This is a genomic window from Propioniciclava sp. MC1595, from assembly GCF_017569205.1.
Classification (GTDB): domain Bacteria; phylum Actinomycetota; class Actinomycetes; order Propionibacteriales; family Propionibacteriaceae; genus Propioniciclava.
Window position 1 is genome coordinate 1,618,302 of record NZ_CP071870.1, and the last position, 16,244, is coordinate 1,634,545.

The window sequence follows — 16,244 nt, forward strand, 5'->3', positions numbered from 1 at the left end:
CTAGGTTGGAGGGCGTGGACGACCTCAACCTGACCTCCGACGTCTCCGACTTCGACTTCGACCGCTCCGCGCTCGCGTCGTGGCGGCAGTTCGCCGAGCGGCTCGCCGAGGTGCTGTCCGTGATGGACGCCGGGGCCACCCTGGCGATCGGCTCGCTCGCGCTCGAGGGCGAGACCACGCCCCACGTGCTGTTCACCTGCCGCGAGGGCGGCGAGCTGGTGGCCGAGGCCACCACGGACGGGCTGCCGGAGGGCTCCGGGGCCGAGCTCGAGGCGTCCGGGTGGGAGCCGGTGGCCGCGAAGCCGGGCACGTATGCCCGGCGGGGCACCCAGGAGGCCCCCGACGACCTGGCCGTGGCGGCGTCCGACGCGCTGCGGGAGGTGCACGGCGTGCAGCACCCCGCGCTGCTGGCCCCCGACCAGCTGGCCGACATTCTTACCCCGACGCCGCTCGAGGGCGGGCAGCTGGCCCGCTACGAGCCGGCGCGGATCGAGCCGATCCTCGCGCGCACCGCGCCCGAGCTCGACGCCGCGCTCGCCGGCGAGCTCACCCTGTACCTGGGGCACGCGCCCCTGCGCGACGACAGCGGCGACCTCGCCCTGCGGGTCGGGTCGACGATGGTCTTCGTCCGGCCGGCGCTGGACGCCCAGGAGGTGCTGCTGTTCGCCCCGCTGGTGCACGACGTCGAGGGCCGCTCGCGCGCCATGGAGGTGCTCAGCGACCTCAACACCGAGGCGCGCTGGGTGCGGTTCCTGCTCATCCGCGACCGGGTGTACGTGAGCATGTCGGTGCCCGCCGACCCGCTCATCCCGGCGCACCTGGAACGGGCACTGCGTATCGTGTCCCTGATCAGCGACAGCATGGACGAGGCGCTGGCCGAGAAGCTGCGGGGGCGCACGACCTTCCCCGGCCCCGAGGCCGACTGACCGACACGACGGGGGCGCGGAGGGTGCGTCACGGGACTTCGGTGCGGACTGTAAGCTCCCCCCTGTGGATTCGCTTGGCTACTTCGTGACGATCGACCCCGATGAGTGTCGTCGTCTCATGGGTGATGCGGTTGTGGGGCGTGTGTCCTGGGTGTCCGAGGACGGCCGCCTGCAGGTGCTGCCGGTGAACTACGGCCTCGTCGACGACCGGATCGTCTTCCGCGTCGCGCAGGGCACCATCCTGGAGGAGCTCGCCACGCCGCGCGCGGTGGCCTTCCAGGTCGACGACCTCGACGGGCAGACCGCCACCGGCTGGTCGGTCCTGGTCCAGGGGAGGACTGGGCCCTGGTCGGGCGAGGTCCCCGTCATCTCGCCGTGGGCCCCGGGCCGCCGCGAGGTCGCCGTCGCCATCGAGCCGACCAGCTGGTCGGGTCGCTCGGTGTCGGCCGACGAGGGTGTCTGACCGACCTCCTAGACTCGCGGGCATGTCCTACCCGCACACCCGACGAGACGACCTCGTCGAGAACCTCCACGGCACCGACGTCGCCGACCCCTACCGCTGGCTCGAGGATGCCGACGACCCCGAGGTGACCGCTTGGGTCGCCGCCCAGCGGGACTTCGCCGAGGCCGCCCTCGGGCAGCTGCCGGCCCGCGCCTGGTTCGCCGAACTCATGGGCCGGATCGTGGCGAGGCCGCGCGCCGGAGTCCCGGTGAAGCGGTGCGGGCGGTGGTTCGTGAGCCGCAACGACGGCACCACGCCCCAGGACGTCTGGTACACCGCCGAGACCCTCGACGACCTCGTGGCTGGCGGCGAGGTCGTGCTCGACCCTAACTCCTGGAGCGAGGACGGCACGTCGTCGCTGTCGACGTTCTCCGTGGCCCGCGACGGCTCGCTGATGGCGTACGCGCGCAGCGACGGCGGGTCGGACTGGCAGAGGATCCGCGTGCGCGACCTCGCGACGGGGGAGGACCTCGACGACGAGGTCACCGCCAAGTTCTCCTCGCCGGGCTGGCTGCCCGACCACCGCAGCTTCCTGTACACGACCTACGACCAGGCCGCGGACGCCCGGGGGACCGCCACCGAGGGCCTCGGCGTCGCGCGCCTGATGGTGCACCGCCTCGACGGCGACGACGAGCACCTGCTCAGCTTCCCCGACGAGCCGCACACCATGGGGTACGGGCAGGTCAGCCACGACGACGCGTGGCTCGTCGTGAGCATCGTGCGGGGCACCGAGAACACCAACCGGGTGTGGGCCTACCCGATCACCACGGCCGACGGCCGCTCCACCCTGGGCGAGCCGGTCAAGGTGGTCGACGTCGCCGACGCCGAGTACGGCTTCGTCCGCGTCGACGGTTCCCAGCTGTACCTCCAGACCGACCTGGACGCCCCGCTGGGCCGCGTGGTGCGCGTGGACCTCGACTGGGCGGCCCGCGGCGACGTGGAGTTCGCCGAGGTCGTGCCCGAGCGCCGCGCCACCCTCGCCGCGGTCGAGGCCGCGGGCCCCGGGCTCCTGCTGGCCCACCTCGACGACGCCCAGCCGGTCGTGGAGTACTGCGAGCTCGACGGCACCAACCCCCAGCCCGTCGACCTGCCCGCCGGCGCGCTCGTGGCGCTGGACTCCTCACCCCTGCGCGACGAGGCCTTCGTCGGCATCAGCACGCTCGACGCGCCGACCGCGGCGTTCCACGTCACGCTGCCGACCGGCGAGGCGGGGCCGGTGGTCGAGCGGGTCGAGCTCGCGGCGTCCGGGGTGGAGAGCTTCGCGCCCGCCCACACCACGACGCGCGAGCGCGCCACGAGCGCCGACGGCACCGAGGTGCCCTACTTCCTGGTCACCCCCGACGACGGCCGCACCGGCCCGCGCCCGACCCTGCTGTGGGGCTACGGCGGGTTCAAGATCCCGATCTTCGCCGACTACCGGCCCGGCTGGTCCGCGTGGCTGGCGGCGGGCGGGGCGATCGCGATCGCCAACCTGCGCGGCGGCGGCGAGTTCGGCACCGCCTGGTACGACGCCGGGCGCCTGGCCCACAAGCAGAACGTCTTCGACGACGTCATCGGCGTCGCCGAGCACCTGGTCGCGATCGGCGCCACGACGCCCGGGCAGCTCGGGCTGTACGGCCGCTCCAACGGCGGACTGCTCGTGGGCGTAGCGATGACCCAGCGACCCGACCTCTTCGGCGCGGTGGTGCCCGGCGTGGGCGTGCTCGACCTGCTGCGGTTCCACCAGTTCACGATCGGCGCAGCCTGGATGAGCGACTACGGCGACCCCGACACCCCCGAGGGCTTCGCTGCGGCGCACGCCTACTCGCCGCTGCACAACGTCCGCGAGGGCACGGCATACCCGCCGACCCTCGTGCTGACCGCCGACCACGACGACCGGGTCGTCCCGCTGCACAGCTTCAAGTTCGCCGCGGCGCTGCAGCACGCGCAGGGCTCGGACGCCCCGGTGCTGCTGCGCGTCGAGGGCTCGGCCGGGCACGGGGCGGGGAAGTCACTGCAGATGGTGGCCAGCGAGTGGGCCGACCTGCTCGCGTTCGTCGCGCACCACACGGGGCTCGACGCGCCCGGGGCCTGACCGCAACGCCGGACACGGCGTTATCGAGTTGTTAAGGTCGAGGCATGACCGTGGTCCGGGCCGAGGAGGTGCGGCTGGCGCAGGCGCGCCGGCCGTCCACCTTCGCCCTCAAGGTCATCATGGCCGTCACGGGCGTGGTGTTCGTCGCCTTCGTCTTCGTGCACATGGTCGGCAACCTCAAGGTGTACGGCGGCGCCGAGTCGCTCGACGGCTACGCGCGCTGGCTGCGTGAGGTCGGCTACCCGCTGATCCCGCACCGGGGCGTGCTCTGGGCGCTGCGGGTCGTCCTGCTGGCCAGCCTGGTCGCGCACGTGGGCGCGTCCCTCGTGCTGTGGCGCCGGGGCCGGCAGGCGCGAGGCCGGTTCCGCCGGCGTCGCTCGACCACGGCGACGGCGTGGGTGGCCCGCACGATGCTGCTCGGCGGGCTGTTCATCCTGGCGTTCGTGGTGGTGCACCTGCTCGACCTCACGATCGGTCAGGTCCTCGCCCCCGGTTCCCACCGGCACGCGGAGGCCGACGGCACGATCCACGCCTACCACAACCTCGTCGAGAGCTTCTCCCGGCCGTGGATGGCCGCCTTCTACGTCGTGTCCATGCTCGTGATCGCCCTGCACATCTGGCATGGCTGGCGCACCGTGCTGCAGGACGTCGGCGCCACCGGCCGCCGGCTGCGCGCCGTCTGGGCCACCCTCGGGGCGCTGATCGCGTGGGCAATCGTGCTGGGCAACGCGCTGATCCCCGTGCTGGTGCAGCTGGGGGCCATCGCATGACCTGGACGATCGCCGACGCCCCGCTGGACGCACACGTCCCCGCCGGCGACCCGCTCACCGCCTGGGAGCGCCGCCGCGCCGAGTACCGGCTCGTCAGCCCCGCCAACCGCCGCAACCTGACCGTCATCGTCGTGGGCACCGGCCTCGCCGGGGCCGGCGCGGCCGCCGCGCTGGGAGAGCTGGGCTACCGGGTCGAGTGCTTCACCTTCCACGACGCGCCCCGGCGGGCGCACAGCGTCGCCGCGCAGGGCGGCATCAACGCCCCGAGGGCGCGCAAGGTCGACGGCGACTCCGTGCGCCGGTTCGTCGCCGACGCCGTCAAGGGTGGCGACTTCCGCGGCCGCGAGGCCGACGTCGTGCGGCTGGCCACCGAGTCGGTCCGCGTCATCGACCACCTGCAGGCCATCGGCGCGCCGTTCGCGCGCGAGTACGGCGGCCAGCTCGCCACCCGCAGCTTCGGCGGCGTCCAGGTCTCGCGCACGTACTACACGCGCGGCCAGACCGGCCAGCAACTGCAGGTCGCGGCGTCCCAGGCCCTGCTGCGGCAGGTCTCCCGCGGGACCGTCCGGCTGCACACGCGCACCGAGATGCTCGACCTCGTCGTCGCCGACGGGCGCGCCCAGGGCATCGTGACCCGGGACCTGGTCACCGGGGCCATCGGCGTCCACACCGGCCACGCCGTGGTGCTGGCGACCGGCGGGTACGGCTCGGTCTACTTCCACTCGACCCTCGCGGTGAACTCCAACGCCACCGCGACCTGGCGGGCGCACCGGCGGGGCGCGCTGTTCGCGAGCCCGAGCTTCGTGCAGTTCCACCCCACCGCGCTGCCGGTGAGTTCGCCTTGGCAGTCCAAGACCACGCTGATGAGCGAGTCGCTGCGCAACGACGGCCGGATCTGGGTGCCGGTCGCCGCGGGCGACGAGCGGCCGCCGGGCGAGATCCCCGAGGCCGAGCGCGACTACTACCTCGAGCGCCGCTACCCGGCCTACGGCAACCTGACCCCGCGCGACATCGCCTCCCGGGCGGCGCGCGACGAGATCGTGGCCGGCCGCGGCGTGGGGCCGCTGCGCAACTCGGTCTACCTCGACTTCCGCGACGCCATCGCGCGGCTGGGGCGCGCGGTGATCGCCGAGCGCTACGGCAACCTGTTCGCGATGTACACCGACGTCACCGGCGAGGACCCGTACGTCGAGCCCATGCGCATCGCACCCGGCGCCCACTTCACGATGGGCGGCCTGTGGTCGGACTACGACCAGATGACCACCGTGCCCGGCCTGTTCGTCGGTGGGGAAGCCGGCTCGAACTACCACGGCGCCAACCGCCTGGGCGCGAACTCCCTGCTCAGCGCGTGCGTCGACGGCTGGTTCACGCTGCCGTTCTCGGTCCCGAACTGGCTGGCCCCGCTCAACGGGACGCCGACCCTCGCCCCCGACGCCCCGGAGGCCGTGGCCGCCGTCGACGCCGTCCGGCAGCGCACCGCGCAGCTGCTCGAGAACGCCGGGACGCGGCGGCCCACGTGGTTCCACCGGCGGCTGGGGGAGATCCTCTACGCCGGGTGCGGCGTCTCCCGAACCGAGGCAGGCCTCCGCCGTGCGCTGGACGAGGTGCGCGAGCTGGGCGCCGAGTTCTGGGCCGACGTCCGGGTCGGCGGGCCGGGGGACCGGCTCAACCAGGAGCTCGAGCGCGCGGGCCGGGTGGCCGATTTCCTGGAGCTGGCCGAGCTGATGGTGCTGGACGCGCTCGACCGGACCGAGTCGTGCGGGGCGCACTTCCGCGAGGAGTACGCCACCGACATGGGCGAGGCCCGCCGCGACGACGCGCGCTGGGCGAACGTGTCGGCGTGGGAGACCACCGCGTCGGGGGCGCACGTGCGGCACACCGAGCCACTCGCCTTCGACCTCGTGCCGCTGCAGGTGAGGGACTACCGATGAGGATCGAGGTCGAGGTCTGGCGCCAGAACGGCCCCCGCGAGCGGGGTCGGTTCGAGACGCACGTCGTCGAGGACGCCACCCCCGAGATGAGCCTGCTCGAGCTGCTCGACCGGCTCAACGACACCCTCGCCGAGGCGGGGCAGGAACCCATCCAGTTCGAGTCCGACTGCCGCGAGGGCGCCTGCGGCGCGTGCGGCGTCACCGTGAACGACGTGCCCCACGGCCCGGTGCCCAGGACGCCGTCGTGCCGCCAGCACCTGCGCGCCTTCGGGGGCATCACCCGGCTCCGGATCGAGCCGCTGCGCTCGGCCGCCTACCCCGTGGTCCGCGACCTGGTGGTCGACCGGTCCGCCCTCGATCGCCTCATCCAGGCCGGCGGGCACGTCGACGTCGCCACCGGGACCGCCCCCGACGCCGACGCGGTGCTGGTCACCCACGACGACGCCGAGCTCGCCCTCGACTTCGCCGCGTGCATCGGCTGCGGCGCCTGCGTGGCCGCCTGTCCCAACGGCGCCGCGCACCTGTTCGCCGGCGCCAAGTTGGCCCACCTCGCGCTGCTGCCGCACGGACGCCTCGAGCGCGGTCGCCGCGCCGTCGCGATCGTCGACCAGCTGGACGCCGAGTTCGGTCCCTGCTCGACCTACGGGGAGTGCGTCGAGGTCTGCCCGGCCGGGATCCCGCTGACCGCGGTGGCCGCCGTCCACCGCGAGCGCCTGCGCAGCGTGTTCCGCGGGCGCGCCGACTGAGTCGGTGCAACGGATCGCGGCCCCGATGCGTGGAACAGCCATGAAGCGTTCGCTGCCCGCGTCCCTGCTCGCCCTGGCCGCCGCCCTCGCGCTGGCCGGCTGCACCACGTACACCGGCACCCCGGCCGCCCCGCCGGCGTCCGAGACCGTGCCGACCGAGCCGGGCTGGGAACCCACGCCGTTCGACTGCGCGACCCTGGCCACCGAGGGCGACAAGCCGGAGCAGCTGCCCGAGGGGGCCGCCCGCATCACGTTGTGCGACGAGCCGGGGCACGAGATCCGGCAGACCACCCCGCCCGACGCGCTGGTCTCCGACACGGCCGCGGTCGTGTCGGCCTACAACACCCAGGAGCACGCGAACCTCGCGGTGATGGCGTGCACCGCCGACCTCGGCCCGGCCTACCGGATGGTGTTCGAGTACCCCGGCGGCGAGACCGTCTCGGTGCGGGGCGAGATGTACGGCTGCCGCGTCGTCGGCGACAAGACCGGCGCGCAGGCGGTGCTCGGCGCCTTCACCACGGCCCTCACGGCCCAGCGCGAGCACGTCCCGGTCACCGTGTCCGACCCGCTGGCCAACGCGACCTGCGCGACCGACGCCTCGTGGGCGTCGTGGCTGACCCCCGCCATGGCCGACACCGTCGCCGGCTACCGCTGCGCCCAGGCAGGGGCCCAGGCCGCGACCGAGCCCACACGCTTCGATGAGGCGGCGTGGGCGACGATCCGCGACGACTGGACCGCCAACGCGGCGAAGGGTTCCCGCACCGACGACGAGATCAACTCCTGCCAGCAGGTCCACCTCGACCAGCTGGTCGGGCTGAACGCCGCCGGTGAGAAGGTCTCCCTGAACGGCATGTGCGGCGTCTTCGAGGTCTGGTCCGCCGGCGACCTGGAGTCGTGGGTCTGGCGACCCGGGCCCGCGGCGTCCGAGCTGTTGGGCCTGGGCGGCTGAACCCGCCCTAGTAGCATGGGCGGGCCATGCCCACAGCCCAGCCCACGATCACGTTCGACGCCAACCTGCCCATCAGCGCAGCGGTCGACGAGATCCGCGACCTCATCGAGCGCAACCAGGTCGTGGTGGTCGCGGGCGAGACCGGGTCGGGCAAGACGACGCAGCTGCCGAAGATCGCGCTGCTGGCCGGCCGCAAGCGCATCGGGCACACCCAGCCCCGGCGCCTGGCCGCGCGCACGGTCGCCGCCCGCATCGCGCAGGAGATGGGCGTCGAGCTCGGCGACACCGTCGGGTACCAGGTCCGGTTCACGCGGCAGGCGACCAGGCAGACCAAGGTCAAGCTGATGACCGACGGCATCCTCCTCGCCGAGATCGGCCACGACCGCGACCTGCGGCACTACGACACGATCATCATCGACGAGGCCCACGAGCGCAGCCTCAACATCGACTTCCTGCTCGGCTACCTCAAGCAGCTGCTGCCGCGCCGCCCCGACCTGAAGGTGATCATCACCTCGGCGACCATCGACACCGCGCGGTTCTCCGAGCACTTCGGCGACGCGCCGATCGTCGAGGTGTCGGGCCGCACGTACCCGGTCGAGCTGGTCTACGAGCCCCTGGAGAACGAGAACGACCTGGTCGAGGGCATCACCAGGGCGGTCACCCAGCTGCACGCGCTGGCCGAGGGCGACATCCTCGTCTTCTGCTCCGGCGAGCGCGAGATCCGCGACGCCGCGGAGGCGGTCAACGGGCTGAAGCTCTCCAACACCGAGGTGCTGCCGCTGTACGCGCGCCTGAGCGCCGCCGAGCAGGACCGCGTGTTCAGGCCCCACTCCGGCATGCGCGTCGTGCTGGCCACCAACGTCGCCGAGACGTCGCTGACCGTGCCCGGCATCCGCTACGTCGTCGACCCCGGCTACGCCCGGATCAGCCGCTACTCGTCGCGCACCAAGGTGCAGCGCCTGCCGATCGAGGAGATCAGCCAGGCCAGCGCCAACCAGCGCGCCGGCCGGTGTGGACGCCTCGGGCCCGGCATCGCGATCCGCCTCTACTCGGAGGAGAACTTCGAGGCCCGGCCGGAGTTCACCGAGCCCGAGATCCTGCGCACCAACCTGGCCAGCGTCATCCTGCAGATGGCCGACGCGCGGCTGGGCGCGATCGAGGACTTCCCGTTCGTCGAGCCTCCCGACCGCTCCCAGGTCCGCGACGGCCTGCGCCTGCTCAAGGAGCTCGGCGCGCTGGCCGACCCCCGCCAGGGCGAGGCCGAGGGGCAGCGGCTGACGAAGACGGGCCGGCTGCTGGCCAAGCTGCCCGTCGACCCCCGGCTGGGCCGCATGCTCGTCGAGGCCGGACGCCGCGGGTGCGCGTGGGACGTCCTCCCGGTCGTTGCCGCCCTGGCCATCCCCGACGTCCGCGAACGTCCCACCGAGAAGCAGGCCGAGGCGGACGCCCTGCACCGGCGCTTCTGGAGCGAGACCGGCGCGGCCAACGCCGCACGGGGCGAGGCGCACGGCGACCGCGACGCCTCCGACATCGCCGCGATCTGGCGGCTGTGGGACTACCTGCGCACCCAGCGCAACGAACTCTCCGGGAACGCATTCCGGCGGATGTGCCGCGACGAGTACCTGAACTTCCTGCGCATCCGCGAGTGGCAGGACCTCGTCTCCCAGCTGCGCGAGATCATCGGCGAGCTGGACCTCGACACCCAGGCGTCCAACGCCGACGCCGACACCCGCCGGGCCCGCGCCCGCCAGCCCCGGCAGGCGAGCGCCCACACCCCCGACTGGGACGCCGTGCACACCGCGATCCTGGCCGGCCTGCTGTCCCACGTGGGCCTGCGCGACGAGCGCTCGACGGTGCCGAAGACGCAGCAGCGGCGGGGGCGGCGTCCGATGGCCGAATACCTCGGCGCGCGCGGGGCGCGGTTCGCGATCCAGCCCGGCAGCGCGGCGGCCAAGGCCGAGCCCCCGCTGGCCATGGCGGTCGAGCTCGTCGAGACCACCCGGCTGTGGGCGCGCACCGTCGCGCCGATCACCGCCGAGCAGGTCGAGGCCGTCGGCGGCCACCTGATCACCCGGCAGTACTCCGAGCCGCGCTGGTCGGTGCGGGGTGGGCAGTGCGTTGCCGACGAGCGGGTGCTGCTGCTCGGCGTGCCGATCGTGGCGGGCCGCACGGTCAGCTACGGGCGCATCGACCCCGTCGTGGCGCGCGAGGTTTTCATCCAGTCGGCCCTGGTCGAGGGCCAGTGGCAGACCCGCCACCACTTCTTCAAGCGCAACGAGCGCACTCGCGCCGAGGCCGAGGACCTCTCCGAGCGCACCCGGCGCCGCGACATCCTCGTCGACGACCGCGCGATCTTCGCGTTCTACGACGACAAGGTGCCGGCCGACATCGTCTCGGTGGCGCACTTCGACCGCTGGTGGCGCACCAAGCGGCAGCAGGACGAGACCTACCTCGACCTCGTGCTCGACGACCTGGTCGACGCCGACCAGGTCGACGCCGAGGCGTTCCCCGAGACGTGGACCGTCGGCCCCGCCGACCTGCCCGTCAGCTACCTGTTCGAGCCCGGCGCGCACCGCGACGGCGTCAGCGTCGACATCGACGTGACCGTGCTGAACCAGGTCGACCCGGCCCCGTTCACGTGGCAGGTGCCCGGCCTGCGCGACGAGCTCGCCACCGAGCTGATCCGGTCGCTGCCCAAGGCCGTCCGTACCCGGTTCGTGCCGGCCCCCGACTGGGGACGCCGCGCGCTCACCTGGCTCGACGACCACCCCGAGCGGGCTTCGCTGGCCTTCCCGGACGCCCTCGCCGCGGCCCTCGGCGCCCTCTCGGGCGACCCGCTGGACGCCACCCTCTTCAACGAGTCGGTCCTGCCCGACCACCTCACCGTGCGCTACGTCATCACCGACGGACGCCGCGAGCTGGGCGCCGGCAAGGACTTCGAGTCGCTCCGCAAGCAGTTCGCGCCCCGGCTGAACAAGCGGCTGAACGCCGCGGCGTCCGGGATCGCGCACGCGGGCGCGAAGACCTGGGCGTTCGGGACCATTCCGGCCACGACCGAGGTCGACCGCGACCCGACGCCGCTGGTGGGCTACCCGGCGCTGGTCGACCAGGGCGACACCGTGGGCGTCCGGGTGGCGAACACCGCGGCGAAGGCGACGCGGTCGCAGGCACTCGGCCTGCGCCGGCTCGTCACCCTCGTGGCGCCCGACCCGACCCGCAGCGTGTTCGCGCGCCTGTCCAACACCGAGAAGATCGCGCTGTCGGCCGGGCCGTACGCCAACCTGAACGCCCTGCTGGCCGACGTGCGGCTCAAGGCCACGGGCGACCTGATGGCCACGCATCGCATCGACCCCGACGCCGTGCGCGACGAGGCCGCCTTCCGCACGGTCGTCGACACGATCCGCCCCGACGCCGCCGAGCGGATGCAGGCGATCACGCGGTCGGCCGCCAAGACCCTGGGCCGCTGGGCCGAGGTGCGCGCCGAGCTGGGCCGGCGTCCCGACGGCGACACCAAAGCCGACATCACCGCCCAGCTCGACAACCTCGTGTTCGCGGGCTTCATCGCCGCCACGCCCGAGCCGCACTTCACCCGCCTGGAGCGCTACCTGCACGCCGTCGACGTGCGGCTGAAGGGCTGGGCGTCCAACCCGGCTCGCGAGGCACAGAACCTCGACGTGATCGCCGAGCTGGAGGACGCTTACGAGGCGGCCATCGCCCGCTACGAGGTGGGGGAGCTGCCCCCGGCCGCCGCCGAGGTGGGCTGGCTCCTCGAGGAGCTGCGCGTCAGCCTGTTCGCCCAGTCGCTGGGCACCGCCCAGCCGGTGTCGGCCAAGCGGGTGCGCACGGCGATCAACTCTCTGTAACCGCTCCTGCACATTCGTCTATGGAATCGAACGGTGACATTTGGTAAAGTCACTGATCGGTGACAGGAGGTGGTCGCGATGGCCGATGCCGGGACCCCGATCGAGTTGGGCCGGGCAGTGCAACGCGCGCGCACGCGCCTCGGCCTCACCCAGGCCGAGGCGGCAAAGAAGGCCGGCGTCTCCCGACGCTGGCTGATCGAGCTCGAGCGTGGCCACGGCAACGCCCAGATCGGCAAGGTGCTCGCCGCGCTGCAGGCGCTGGGCCTGACCCTCGAGGTCGTGCCGCACGAACTGCCCACGGGGCGTAGCGAGCTCGACGACATCATCGAGGGAACGCTCCGATGAAGGACCTCGCGGTCTTCCTCTCCGGGCGTCGCGTCGGCACGATCACGCAGGCAGCGGGGCTCCGCTTCCGTTACGACGAGGAGTACCGGGCCGCCGACGACCCGACCCCGCTGTCGCTCTCCATGCCGCTCTCCGAGGCCCAGCACGGCAACCGGGTGACGCTGGCCTGGGTGAACGGCCTGCTGCCTGCGGACCGCGAGGTCCGGGCCCGGATCGCCGAGCGGGGCGGGGTCCGGGCGGCCGACCCCGCCGCGCTGCTCACCGTCATCGGGCTCGACTGCCCGGGCGCCGTACAGGTCGTCCCCGTCGACCGTGTCGAGGAGATCCACCGACCGGCGGCGCTGGCGCCCGTCGACGACGAGTGGATCGGCGCACGAATCGCCCTGTTGCGCCGCGACGAGGCCGCTTGGCAGATCGCCGACGAGCGGTGGAGCATCGGCGGCGGGCAGTCGAAGTTCACCCTGGCTCGGGGCTTCGCGGGGGAGTGGTACGACCCGCAGGGGGCCGCGGCGTCCACCCACATCGTGAAGCCCGGCGTGCCCACGGCACGCCTGCAGGCGCTGAACGAGCACGCGTCGCTCACCGTCCTGCGGGCACTCGGGATCCCGGCCGCCCGCAGCGAGTACCTGGAGTTCGCGGGGCAGTCCGCCCTCGTCGTCGAGCGGTTCGACCGGGTGCGCCGCGAGGGCGAGGTGCTCCGGGTCCACGCCGAGGACCTGTGCCAGTCCCTGGGCAACCAGACGACCTACGAGCGCTACGGCGGCCCGACCGCCCGGGAGGTGGTCGATCTGCTGCGCCGGCACGCCCCGGGGGCCCCTGAACGCTTCGCCGAGGCGCTGGCCGTCGGCTACCTGCTGGGGTCACCCGACGGGCACGCGCGCAACTACTCGGCCCTCCTGGCCGGGGGTCGCGTGGCCCTGGCCCCGCTCTACGACGTGGCCTCCTCGCTGCCCTACGAGATCGCGGGGGTGGGCGTCATGCACCAGCGGAAGGTCGCCCTGGCGATCGGGGGCGAGCGCACGTTCGGCCTGGTCGGGGTCGACCAATGGCAGCGGTTCCTCACCGCCAACTCCCTCGACGTCGAGTGGGGCCTGGGCCGTGTCCGGGAGCTTGCCGAGCAGCTGCCGGACGCGCTGGCGTCCACCTTCGACGCCCTGGCCCACCTGCCCGGCGCCGATGAGTTGCGGCCGCGGTACGTCGACGGCGTGGCGTGGTCGTGCGGGCGCACGCTCGACCTGTTGGAGCAGGCTGGCCGCTAGGGTGGAACGCATGCTGGATCCACGCGCGTTGTACACGATCGAGGACGACGTCTGGGCCAGCGTGGAGGGCACCCGGCCCACGCTGGTGCACCTGCTCGACGGCTACGTCGACGCCGGCCAGGTGGCCAAGCAGCTGAGCGAGCACCTGTTAGGCTCGATGCACCCCGAGCTGATGGTGACCTTCGACCACGACCAGCTGCACGACTACCGCTCCCGCCGCCCCGCGATGGTGTTCGACACCAACACCTGGACGGGCTTCACCGACTACCAGCTGGCGATCCACAAGGTCACCGACGCCTCCGGCCGCACGTTCCTGCTGCTCAGCGGCCCCGAGCCCGACACCCAGTGGAACCGCGCCTGCGCGGCCGTCCTCGGCATCGCCGAGCAGCTGGACGTGCCGCTGCTGGTGTCGGCCCAGGGCGTCCCGATGGGGGTGCCGCACACCCGGCCCGTGCTCGTGACCGGCCACGCCACCGACCCCGACCTCGTGCAGGACAACCCGGTCTGGATCGACCGGGTCACCGTGCCCGGCAGCTTCTCGGCCATGCTCGAGTGGCACGCCGGCCAGGCCGGACGCCTCGGGCGCGGCTTCGTCGCCCACGTGCCCCACTACCTGGCCCCCGGCCACTACGCGCCGGGCGCCCTGGCGGTCCTGGAGCGCCTCCGCGAGGCGACCGGCCTGGACCTGCCGCCCGGCGAACTGGCCACGCGCGCGCTGCAGACGCTGGCGCAGCTGGAGGGCGAGGTCGAGTCCGACGGCGAGCTCGGCCCCCTGGTCGAGGCGCTCGAGCAGCAGTACGACGAGTTGCAGGCGACCGGACGCCCCGACGTCCCGTCGGCGGACGAGATCGGGGAGGCCGTGGAACAGTTCCTGGCCGAGCAGGACGAGAAGGGGGAGTGACATGCCACGCACCGTGGCGGAGTTGGTGGACCTGTTGGCCCTGGAGCAGCTGGAGGTGGACCTGTTCCGCGGCAGCCAGCCACGCACCTCGGCGCAGCGGGCCTTCGGCGGCCAGGTCATGGCCCAGGCGCTCGAGGCGGCCTACCACACGGTGCCCGAGGGCCGGATGTGCCACTCGCTGCACGGCTACTTCCTGCGCCCCGGCTCGACGGCGGCGCCGATCATCTACACGGTGACCTCCCCGCGCGACGGCAGTTCGTTCTCCTCCCGGCAGGTCGAGGCGCGCCAGCACGGCAAGAGCCTGTTCGTGATGAACGCCTCGTTCAAGGTGCCCGAGCAGGGGCTGGAGCACCAGTGGCCGGCCACCCCCGGCGTCCCCGACGTCGACAACTGCCCGCCGCTGTCGGAGGTGCTGGGCCGCCGCTCCGCGATCCACGCCGCCGCGTGGGAGGAAGAGTGGGGCGCCCTCGACGTCCGCTACGCCGGCGACGCGCGCAAGGGTGACTACACCTCACACGCGGCGATGCAGGTGTGGCTGCGCACGCACGAACAGTTGCCCGACGACCCGCGGCTGCACCAGGCGATGCTCGCCTACGCCAGCGACCTGACGCTGCTGGGCGTCTCCACGGTGGGCCACCCGGTGGAGTTCATGAGCGCCGACATGCAGGTCGCCACGATCGACCACGCGATGTGGTTCCACCGGCCGATCCGCGTCGACGACTGGATCCTCTACGACCAGTTCTCGCCCTCGGCGTCCAACGGCATGGGCTACTCCCGAGGCCGGCTGTACTCCGACGGGGTGCTGGGCGTCTCGACGGCCCAAGAGGGCTTGATCCGCGTCCTCGACCACGACGGACGCCCCGCCCGCGGCTGAGCACGCACCCACCCGGACATGACGACGGGGCCGGACCTGTGGCGGGTCCGGCCCCGTCGTGGTGGGGTGCCGTTCGGTGGACTGTGGGTCAGGCGGCCAGCGTCGTGTCGCGCAGCTTGGCGATCGCCTGGCGCTCGATCTGGCGCACGCGCTCGGCGGTGATGCCCCAGACGCTGGCGATGTCGGCCAGCTTGGCCTGGCGGCCGTCCAGCAGGCCGTAGCGGCGGCGCACGACGTCGGCGGAGCGCTCGTCGAGGCTGTCGAGCATGTGGTCGAGGCGGGCGCGGTCCTCGGCGTCGAGCACGACCTCGTCGGGGCCGGGCGTCGTGTCGCGGGCCAGCAGGTCGCCGAGGGCGGTGTCGCCGTCCTCCTCGACCGGGGCGTCGAGCGAGACGTGGTCGCGGGCCAGGCGGAGCAGTTCGACGATGCGCTCCTCCTCGAGGCCGAGCTCGTCGGCGATCTCGATGACCTCGGGCTCGCGGCCGAGCTTCCGCTCGAGGTTGCGGCGCGTGGCGGAGACCTGGTTGATCTGCTCGGCGACGTGCACGGGGAGGCGGACGATGCGGCTCTGCTGGGCGATGCCCCGGCTGATCGACTGGCGCACCCACCAGGTGGCGTACGTCGAGAACTTGAAGCCCTTGGTGTAGTCGAACTTCTCGACGGCGCGGATGAGGCCGGTGTTGCCCTCCTGCACCAGGTCGAGCAGCGGCATCTGCGAGCGGCCGTACTTGCGGGCGACGGAGACGACGAGGCGCAGGTTCGCGGTGACGAAGCGCTTCATGGCGGCGCGGCCCTGCTCGACGATCTCCTCGAGTTCCTCCTGGGTCGCCTTCACGGCCTTGCGGCCGCCGCGCTCCTTGGTGGTGAGGGTGCCGTCCAGGATCGCCTCGGCGTAGAGGCCCGCCTCGATCTCCCGGGCGAGCATGACTTCCTCCTCCGCCGTGAGCAGCGGGGTCTTCGCGATGCCGTCCAGGTACAGGCCAACCGAGTCCTTGCCGTCGATGCCCTCGGTCGAGCGTGAACGGTGCGAGGTCGAGATCATGCGGTTCATCCTTTCGTCGTCACCCAGTACAACGCCAAACGCGCCGGAATTGTTCGGTCACG

At 72.9% G+C, this 16,244-nt stretch carries 13 protein-coding genes; 12 read left to right on the forward strand and 1 reads right to left on the reverse strand.

Annotation, left to right across the window (positions count from 1 at the left end; all coding sequences use genetic code 11):
* Positions 1-14: 14 nt before the first annotated feature.
* From J4N02_RS07675 to J4N02_RS07730, 12 genes are all read left to right on the forward strand, one after another.
* On the forward strand, positions 15-926 hold the full coding sequence (locus J4N02_RS07675) for a T3SS (YopN, CesT) and YbjN peptide-binding chaperone 1 (protein ID WP_188333324.1): 912 nt from the start codon (positions 15-17) through the stop codon (positions 924-926).
* 85 nt (positions 927-1,011) lie between these two features.
* Positions 1,012-1,389, forward strand: coding sequence for a pyridoxamine 5'-phosphate oxidase family protein (locus J4N02_RS07680; protein ID WP_260519447.1), 378 nt, complete (start codon positions 1,012-1,014; stop codon positions 1,387-1,389).
* 22 nt (positions 1,390-1,411) lie between these two features.
* A complete protein-coding gene (locus tag J4N02_RS07685; RefSeq protein ID WP_188333323.1) occupies positions 1,412-3,502 on the forward strand; it encodes a prolyl oligopeptidase family protein in 2,091 nt (696 codons plus the stop codon).
* Positions 3,503-3,621: 119 nt separating this feature from the next.
* Entirely contained in the window at positions 3,622-4,272 is a 651-nt protein-coding gene (locus tag J4N02_RS07690) for a succinate dehydrogenase cytochrome b subunit (protein ID WP_243760915.1), read from the forward strand.
* Complete coding sequence (locus J4N02_RS07695; protein ID WP_188333322.1) at positions 4,269-6,203, forward strand: fumarate reductase/succinate dehydrogenase flavoprotein subunit; 1,935 nt, start codon at positions 4,269-4,271, stop codon at positions 6,201-6,203. Before J4N02_RS07690 ends, J4N02_RS07695 begins: the two co-directional genes overlap by 4 nt.
* Positions 6,200-6,949: a succinate dehydrogenase/fumarate reductase iron-sulfur subunit gene (locus J4N02_RS07700; protein WP_188333321.1), complete on the forward strand. Its 750-nt coding sequence runs from the start codon at positions 6,200-6,202 to the stop codon at positions 6,947-6,949. Before J4N02_RS07695 ends, J4N02_RS07700 begins: the two co-directional genes overlap by 4 nt.
* A 40-nt stretch (positions 6,950-6,989) precedes the next feature.
* A complete protein-coding gene (locus tag J4N02_RS07705; RefSeq protein WP_188333320.1) occupies positions 6,990-7,898 on the forward strand; it encodes a hypothetical protein in 909 nt (302 codons plus the stop codon).
* A 26-nt stretch (positions 7,899-7,924) separates the two neighbouring features.
* Positions 7,925-11,761: an ATP-dependent RNA helicase HrpA gene (gene hrpA / locus J4N02_RS07710; protein WP_188333319.1), complete on the forward strand. Its 3,837-nt coding sequence runs from the start codon at positions 7,925-7,927 to the stop codon at positions 11,759-11,761.
* Positions 11,762-11,839: 78 nt separating this feature from the next.
* Positions 11,840-12,106, forward strand: coding sequence for a helix-turn-helix domain-containing protein (locus J4N02_RS07715; RefSeq protein WP_182816073.1), 267 nt, complete (start codon positions 11,840-11,842; stop codon positions 12,104-12,106).
* Positions 12,103-13,365, forward strand: a complete 1,263-nt coding sequence (locus J4N02_RS07720) for a HipA domain-containing protein (RefSeq protein ID WP_188333318.1) — start codon at positions 12,103-12,105, stop codon at positions 13,363-13,365. The genes J4N02_RS07715 and J4N02_RS07720 overlap by 4 nt, the downstream gene beginning before the upstream one ends.
* Before the next feature lie 10 nt (positions 13,366-13,375).
* On the forward strand, positions 13,376-14,266 hold the full coding sequence (locus J4N02_RS07725) for a PAC2 family protein (protein ID WP_188333317.1): 891 nt from the start codon (positions 13,376-13,378) through the stop codon (positions 14,264-14,266).
* 1 nt (position 14,267) lies between these two features.
* A complete protein-coding gene (locus tag J4N02_RS07730; RefSeq protein ID WP_188333316.1) occupies positions 14,268-15,140 on the forward strand; it encodes an acyl-CoA thioesterase II in 873 nt (290 codons plus the stop codon).
* Between the two features lie 88 nt (positions 15,141-15,228).
* On the opposite strand, the gene J4N02_RS07735 is transcribed toward J4N02_RS07730, so the two are convergent.
* The gene (locus tag J4N02_RS07735; protein WP_188333436.1) at positions 15,229-16,179 is read right to left on the reverse strand and encodes an RNA polymerase sigma factor RpoD/SigA; all 951 of its coding nucleotides are present in this window, start codon (positions 16,177-16,179) and stop codon (positions 15,229-15,231) included.
* Between the last annotated feature and the right edge of the window lie 65 nt (positions 16,180-16,244).